The organism is Pontibacterium sp., from assembly GCF_041587635.1.
Taxonomy (GTDB): domain Bacteria; phylum Pseudomonadota; class Gammaproteobacteria; order Pseudomonadales; family Balneatricaceae; genus Pontibacterium.
The window spans coordinates 1-7,705 of the sequence record NZ_JBFGYC010000148.1 but is presented as its reverse complement, the minus strand read 5'-3'; the positions used below and the strand labels follow the sequence as shown (position 1 = coordinate 7,705).

General features: G+C 49.1%; 8 protein-coding genes. 2 read left to right on the top strand and 6 right to left on the bottom strand.

Going from position 1 to position 7,705, the window contains the following annotated elements; all coding sequences use genetic code 11:
• Positions 1-477 (top strand): winged helix-turn-helix domain-containing protein (locus ABYW01_RS09320; protein ID WP_372832277.1); only part of this gene is annotated, 477 nt, incomplete at its 5' end.
• 40 nt (positions 478-517) lie between these two features.
• Here the strand turns inward: ABYW01_RS09320 and ABYW01_RS09315 are convergent.
• The 6 genes from ABYW01_RS09315 to ABYW01_RS09290 form a co-directional block, all read right to left on the bottom strand.
• Positions 518-1,129: a DNA-3-methyladenine glycosylase gene (locus ABYW01_RS09315; RefSeq protein WP_372832275.1), complete on the bottom strand. Its 612-nt coding sequence runs from the start codon at positions 1,127-1,129 to the stop codon at positions 518-520.
• 22 nt (positions 1,130-1,151) lie between these two features.
• Complete coding sequence (locus tag ABYW01_RS09310; RefSeq protein ID WP_372832273.1) at positions 1,152-2,951, bottom strand: DUF4153 domain-containing protein; 1,800 nt, start codon at positions 2,949-2,951, stop codon at positions 1,152-1,154.
• 213 nt (positions 2,952-3,164) lie between these two features.
• Positions 3,165-3,641, bottom strand: a complete 477-nt coding sequence (locus tag ABYW01_RS09305) for a hypothetical protein (RefSeq protein WP_372832271.1) — start codon at positions 3,639-3,641, stop codon at positions 3,165-3,167.
• A gap of 323 nt (positions 3,642-3,964) precedes the next feature.
• Positions 3,965-4,306, bottom strand: a complete 342-nt coding sequence (locus ABYW01_RS09300) for a YdbL family protein (protein ID WP_193954490.1) — start codon at positions 4,304-4,306, stop codon at positions 3,965-3,967.
• Between the two features lie 18 nt (positions 4,307-4,324).
• Positions 4,325-4,525, bottom strand: a complete 201-nt coding sequence (locus ABYW01_RS09295; protein ID WP_372832279.1) for a YnbE family lipoprotein — start codon at positions 4,523-4,525, stop codon at positions 4,325-4,327.
• A gap of 54 nt (positions 4,526-4,579) precedes the next feature.
• Positions 4,580-6,898: a YdbH domain-containing protein gene (locus ABYW01_RS09290; protein WP_372832270.1), complete on the bottom strand. Its 2,319-nt coding sequence runs from the start codon at positions 6,896-6,898 to the stop codon at positions 4,580-4,582.
• Positions 6,899-7,374: 476 nt separating this feature from the next.
• Here ABYW01_RS09290 and ABYW01_RS09285 point away from each other — a divergent pair.
• On the top strand, positions 7,375-7,705 hold a 331-nt coding region (locus tag ABYW01_RS09285), incomplete at its 3' end, for an NADP-dependent isocitrate dehydrogenase (RefSeq protein WP_372832268.1).

Genomic DNA, 7,705 nt, shown 5'->3' with positions numbered 1-7,705 from the left:
TTCATCACCGCAAAGTCAGAAGAGATCGATCAGGTCGTTGGTCTGGAGCTCGGGGCAGATGACTACATCAAAAAACCGTTTGGTACACGCGAGGTAATCGCTCGAATTCGTGCGGTAACCCGGCGGGCGCTCGCGAATCAAAACACCCATCCAAACAACGTTCCAAACAACGATGCCCGTTCATTTGAAATGGCAGACCTGCACGTATTTCCCGATGAACTGCGCGCACAGCGCAATAACACCGTGATTGAGCTAAGCCTGCGAGATCTGAAAATTCTTCAGTTGCTGCACACTGAGCAAGGCAAAGTTGTAGATCGGGATACGATTTTTAATCACTGCTGGGGACGTGACTACATGCCGAGCAGCCGTACGCTGGACCAGCATATTTCCAAGTTGCGCAAGATCATTGAAGTGGACCCGCGTCATCCGCAGATTGTGCGGACAGTACACGGACTGGGATACCGTTACGACGGATAACTCAACACATAGCTAACTGAATACGCGTCAACCCTCAGGCTCAGGTTGGCGCACCACGATAGTAATGCCAAAGGAACAGCGAACCAACACTGCGCCAGGGTGCCCAATGCTCAACCAGATCGCGGGCCTGTTTCGGCGTTGGTTTTTGTTCCAGACCTTTCAAACGCCCCAAGGCGATCAAGATCGCCAGATCATCTGCAGGGAATATGTCCTGCCGATGTAACGAGAACATCAAATAGATCTCAGCACTCCAGCGGCCAAATCCCCGCAATGAAGTAATCGATTCGATTGCTTCCGCGTCACTCAAGTTCACCAGACCTTCCGCGTCAAACCTGCCAGCCAATTGTGCCTCAGCCAATCCCTTTGCGTACTCAATTTTACGGAACGACATGCCAGCATCACGCAGCGTCTGGTCCTCAACCGCAAGCACCCCTTGGGCAGAGAGTTCCGGTAAGGTCGCTTCTACCCTGCCTCGAATAGCATTGGCCGCATCTGTTGAAACTTGCTGTCCAATAATAATCGATAAAAATGCGCCGAAACCGGTCGGACGTACCCGCGCCGCAGGCGGGCCCAACAGTTCGAATGCTTTAGCAACATCGGCATCAACATTGGCCAATGCAGTCATGCCTTTCAGAATCTGCTTGTCATCCATCTCAAGACCTCAACGGCTGATATCAGTGCGGATACACCAGCATAGCCTGAAACGTCATATTGATCAGCGTAAAACGAGGACCGGTAGGGCTTGAATCCTCCTCCCTTACACTCATTCGATCAATCACCACCCGTACCTTCCAGTCTTCTCCTTGCTGTTCAAGAACAAGCTCACGTTTCAAGTGGTTCGGGTTACGGATCACTTCGGATGCAACGAACTCCAGTAAATCAAACGAAACCGTTTCAATAGCAGGCAATTCAAAACTAAGAAGTCCGTTTTGATAACGGGCTGACAACGGTGTTGTTGCCGCAAACCTATGGGTCCATGGATTTTTCTCAACACACCGCGTATCACCACAATACAGAGTAACCCGTGGTGTGATCTGCTGAAATCCAGTGACATCCCGCACCCTGTTTACGCCTGAACTAGTCAGGCTAAACACTCTGGTACCACCTATTCCCTGAGTCTCATACTCACTGATCAGCTCAACTCCCATCGTGTCAGCAAACGTCTGTACGCGTGCGGGATCTTCGCGCTCAGATTCAGGTAACCATGTGTTAATTTCGTCCAACCTGCCTCGTTTGCGCAGATAGCGGAGAATCGAACTCATACTCTTCTGATGCTCAAACCTCAAAGTATCCGGCGCCTGTACCAATTGACCATCTTCCAGCATGCCATACTGTTTGAGCAGCATCTCCAAACGCCCAATCTGGCTATAGACCGATAGGTTGGTTGCGCTCAAAGGTCCAACTGACGCAACAATCAGCAGTAACGCCAACGATAGAAACAGGTTTTTGAGCGCGGGCTTAAACAGCGTATATCCCACTGCAAGACCGCCGAGCCAAAGCACCGACACGGCTACAAAATAACGCGATTCAGTGACACCGTATTGATCTACACGCTGGTACAACGCTAAGGCTTGTACAGCAACGGGAATGATCAGCGCGGGGAAAAAATAGCGCTGAAATAATCGAACGAAGAGCCCACCCTGCTGCCTTAATGGCCAGCCAAGGAAATAGGTCAACACGCCTACGCAGCCAAACCCAGTGACCAGATAACTCAGCTGTCCGCGTGGCAACGCCTGAACCAACGCAATTTTTATGAAGTACGCATAGAGAATGGTCACGTAGATAAAGACCAGGGGTACCAGCACCCGCTGCACAAGAAAGTTCTCGTGCGGTGCAATATCATAGTCAGTATCAGTAAATGAGCGAGACCCGTCCAGATACCCAAGTGCATACAAGGGTGCCAGCACCAATAAACAAAAACTCCAGATATCACCATAGACCTCTGAAGGAATATCGATTTCAAAGAGATATTCGATTGTACGGATCGATACTGAAGTGCCACCTCCCCATATAGTCGCGGCAAGCAGCGCAAATATTGTGCCCTGATACACCTGAAGGCTATACCCCCACAGTGCAGCATCATCCTTCAGCGTCAAATACGGAGCGCTTGATACGCTGAGCAGTAACCCAATAAACATTGGAACCAGCAGCCAGATGAGTTCATCACCACTGCGGGTAAACACCAGCACAGCAAGCACCGCAAAGACACTGAAGCCTAAACTGTACTCTTTGACCCTGTTCCACCCCTGCCCCGTTGCAATCAAGCGGGCGATAACAAACCACATAAACCCGCTGGCTGATAACACAATCTGCTGACCGATCAGATCCACTTGGTTATCAAAATCTATAACGTCATGAATCAGCAGCACCATAATCCCAAACAGATAGACACTGCAGGTGATCGGGGCGGGAAATTTCCACACCGAGGCCTTAAATGCATCTATTGGGATCAGTCGTTTTAGAAACGTTGGCATGACATGCTCCAGAAGATGAACTGTTCGTAGTTTCCGGTGATGGGGCCGCTGAGCGAAAACTGTTGATAGCGGGAGATTAGAAAGGATTGGTCAGATAAGGAAACGAATGATGTGCAACTCAGTCTGACTGATCGATTCTGAGTAGCACATCATAGAATTAACTATGTGAATGAGTTATGAATTAACCAAGTTCCGCATGCTACATACGTCCTGCTACTTACGCTGCAATTTCAAAACAATGTCTTCGTCCTGCGTTACCACCAGCGAGTTATCACTGTAGGTAAAATTAACCAGCGCAGTATCACTCATGCCATGCGGTCCGGGAAGATTGACCCAGTAAGATCCATAAATTCCGAAGTCCATACTATCCATTTGGCCGTTTTTCTTATTGGAGAGCATGATATTTCCTTCATCGATAAACACCTTAGTCGAGGCATCACCGGGGATACGCCACCAACCATCCAGCTGAGCTTCTGCCTGCCGGTTTCTTTCCGCCTGTTTGTTAAATTGATACTCATCCCCGTCCTGAGCCAACACCAAGACATCACCGCTGAACGAAACGACAAATTCACCCTCGCCTTCAAAGACAGCGGTCACATTCGTACCGTTTTCAATAAGCTTGCCTTCAGCTTCCCACTTAGTACTCAGTATCACTTTGCGGGCGATTAACGTACGCGTCTTTGAGTACAACCGCGGACACGTCCGCTAACCTATGATCATAAGCGTAGATACGCACGTGCAGACGAGCGTCGCCGGGAGAGTTTAACGAGGAGGTATTCGCAAGCTGGTAATTAAACTGGTAAAGGGTGCCCGGCGAAAATTCAGATTGCGCAAACACCCACGATGAAGACGTCAATGATATGAAAATCGCAACTATTCGGGCGGCAGTCAGAAACTTCGAAATTCGTGAACGTATACACATCCCTGACTTCCTCCAGACTATAGCTGTTAGCTTTTGCACTGACCGTGAAATAGCTCAAAACGCTGACGTTACCGGCACGGTGTTACTCCGGTTACTTACGTTTCCAGTTGCCGTTTTTTAACTGAATGTACTGGCCCTGTGGTGTGCGATCTTGCAGACGCTGTCCCATTCGCAATTCGAAAACTTTGCGCTCGACACCCGCACTTGCCGCACTTTTCTGGTAGGCCGCTTTACGTTTCTGATTAATATCGGACACTAAGCGGGACAGATCCGCCGATGGCTTAGAGACAACAATGCCAATATATCCGTTGGCACGTTCACCTATCAGGCCCTGCGCCTTAGCGTCGTCTTTAGAAATAGCCCACGCCTGCGAGGCAACCAGTGTCAACGCCAGCGTAATCGCTGTCAAAACCTGTTGTATACGACGATACATAGAAATACCTCTAACTCCTTAAAAGATATCGCTCTGCTCACTCAGCAGCGAATCAATCTCTTTATCCACTTTTACGAGAATCTCATGTTCAATTTTCACATTGAGATTAATCGTAATGGGCTCACTTGGAACCGCCACCTCCACTCTTGGTGAACAGGCCGTTACGCCCATCGCAGCCACGAGAACCAGTATCGGCGGCATGCTTGCTGTCAGTTTCATCATCACACCTCGGTTATACGCGTCCTTTCTTCTCAGCGAAGCTAAACGCTAAGATTAGTCACGGTAACGTTTTTCCAACTTTTCCGTCAATTCATCTGCAAACTGCAATGTACGGATCAGGTCAGGAATGTTCTCCTCCACGTTGATTGTAAAATCAACCGGATGCCCCTTATTCCAGTCCGGGTTATGCCCTTTCAAGCGGGTATTTAACAGAGCAGTACCATCAGGAGCGTAGTTCAACTTTATCTCCAGTGTATCGTACTGAAAGTTCTCAAGCGCCCCCAGCGCCATCGCCAACCCCTGATTGGCGGCGGCATATGCTGCGACAGACCCATCCGGTTGAAATCTGATCGCTCCACCCGGCGCATCGGCAGTCAAACGACCATCGCTAATGCGTAACCCATCTTTATCAAACACGATGGGAAACTGGCCGTTGAGGCGCCCCTCTCCACTCAGCCCCTCCTGCTGCTCCAGTTTAAGTATCTCCGCCATATCTAACTGTTGCAGCTCCACAGAGGTTGTCACATTCAGGGGTGCCAACGCTGTTTCAAATTCACTGATCTGAATATCACCACCCAGTAGAAAAGCCGTCACGGGCGCCATTTTGATCTTGCCTTCACCGCTTGGATGACGCGTTATGCGGTATTTCGTTTTCAACGAATTCACTTCTACACCGCTGAAAATACGTGCGATTTTTAGCGTCCCGCGATCATTGAGCCATCCATTTTCGTTGTAGCGACCGCTAGAGCGCCATACAACATCATTCAGTTCCGTTTTATTCCAGGTCAGATCGGCGTGATTGATCGCATTCCAATAGTTAACATGCATTTTTGCATTGCGAATTTTAGCCTCACCATTGTGCAACAACCTTCCACTCTTTAACGTCAGTTCAGCAGGGACTGCTGAGAAATACGTCCGTAATTGCTTCTCAAACCCAGTAATATCTACTGCCTTCAAGGTCCACTGTATGGCGCTACTCATACGATCCAGATCTGTAGAGGATCGCCCGGCGATTCTCAGTGGGAGTTCAAGTGTATTCAGATCAAACGTCGTGTTCAGCACCTGTGGATCGACGTCAAAATCCGTCTTGACTGAAATGTCAGGCAGACGCTGATCAGGTACATCAAGACTCAAACGAGCGATACTTATTGTTCCTTTATATTGATGTTGAACCAGATCGGCTGAATCAACACTGAACTCTACCGGACTGACAACTGCACGATGCTTGCCCTGAGATATTGGCGAAAGCGTTAGAGAGCCAGAAATTGGCAAATTGGTTAGAGCTATTCCGTCACGCCCGATCTCTGCATTAAAGGCAATCGGACGCTTTAGCGTCACTAGAGCCTGCTTCATCCGTATATCCGGGAGTTGTGGTTTAACGACCGTTACCGTGTTGCCTTTATTCAGTGTGGCTGCGACACGCTTATCCGACACACGAAGCGTACCACCCAAGTTCAGCGCGACATCCGATAATACGGGCGACATGCCTTTTAGAGATGCTTGAGTCTTAAAGCGATGCTCAGACACCAGCTGAGACAGCATCGTATCGGGAGATAGCGCGGCCTGAAGCGGGAGGGAAAATGTCCCTTGCGTACTGACAGAACCGGAGAGCGCAGGAATGTCCATGTCAGGCATAAAACGATGCAACCAATGCCCAAGCCCCTGCAAATCGATAAGTTGGTTCGCGTGTAACACCACAGCATCTTCTGCTTTGAGGTTGCCATCTATTACGATAAAGGGCGTATCCTGCTGCAATAACCGCAGGTTAAAATGATTATCCGCCGCAAGTTCAAGATCCCCCCATCCAAGATCCAGTCCTTCACGGTAAAAACGCAGGCGGCTATACAGCTGCTCGGATTCAACCAGTAATGCACCTTTTAGCGACCAGTCCGGCAGACCAACGGGATAATCCAGAGTGATATTCAGCTCACCGACACGAACCTGATCAGCCGGTACAGCAGCAAACCAAACTGCCGGAAGAAAAGACGCCAGATCCAGATACACTTCCGGTTTATTAGGCTGCTGGGCATCCACATTATCTTTAAGACGCACACTTAGGTGAGATGCGGGAAGTTCTATCAGATCAACTTTTTGTGTCGCCCACACTTTTAGCGGAGAAAACCGGATAAGAATGGAGCCGGTTTCCAGCAGCAAGTCAGCACTGTCCGTTGCTTTGGACGCTCTGAATTGGCGTACACGCAATTCATTCCATTCCGGGCGCTCAATATCCAGCGTAATACCTGTAAAACCCTGTGCCGTTAACCATTGCGCTGCACCCCACTGCACCATGTATGGCGTAGCGGCGTACGCAGTAAGAAGTAACAGCAACGGAATAATCGCAAGCGCAATCAGGCTTATGTAAAAACGCCGCATCAGTCCTCCAGACAGTTCCGTTATTCCCTGACAGTAGCTATAGCAGCAGATCCCTGATCTCGCATATTGTTCAACTGAAATATCAGCTTGAACGAGTGAACTGCCTCACGCCATCATCACTTTTCTGCGAGAGCGAAACAAGCGGTTAAATAGTGTTCATTTACGTTGCGTACACACTTGGAAAAGCCATGCTGAAACGCCCGTACTACAAGGTGTTGTAAAAATTCTACACTGATCTCCGACTTTAGATATAGGCCCCATTCCCTGCTGCAGTGCGGTATAGAGGTCGATTTATTAGCCTTTGGTGCAACAATTCAACATACAAACGTCACGATTTTTTCTGTATACTACATCGCGAAAAATTATAACCAACGAGTTTAAATCCGACGAAGTTCGGATAAGGGACAAAGGCGACCACAAGTCACCTTACACGAAGCCTATGGCCATTCCAGAGCTATATACACTTGGGGATTAGAATGACTACACCAGAGCAAACCATTTACTACACGCTGACTGACGAAGCTCCAGCGCTGGCAACTGCTTCTCTGCTGCCAATCGTCCGCACTTTTACATCTGCAGCGGGTATCGACGTTAAAATTACTGACATCTCCCTGGCAGGCCGTATCTTGTCCGCATTTCCTGAAAACCTGTCTGACGATCAGCAGGTACAGGATGGTCTGGCCTTCCTGGGCAACCTGACTCAGGACCCTAAAGCTAACATCGTTAAGCTGCCAAACATCAGTGCTTCTATCCCTCAGCTGAAAGCATGTGTTGCTGAACTTCAGGCTCAGGGCTACAACGTTCCTG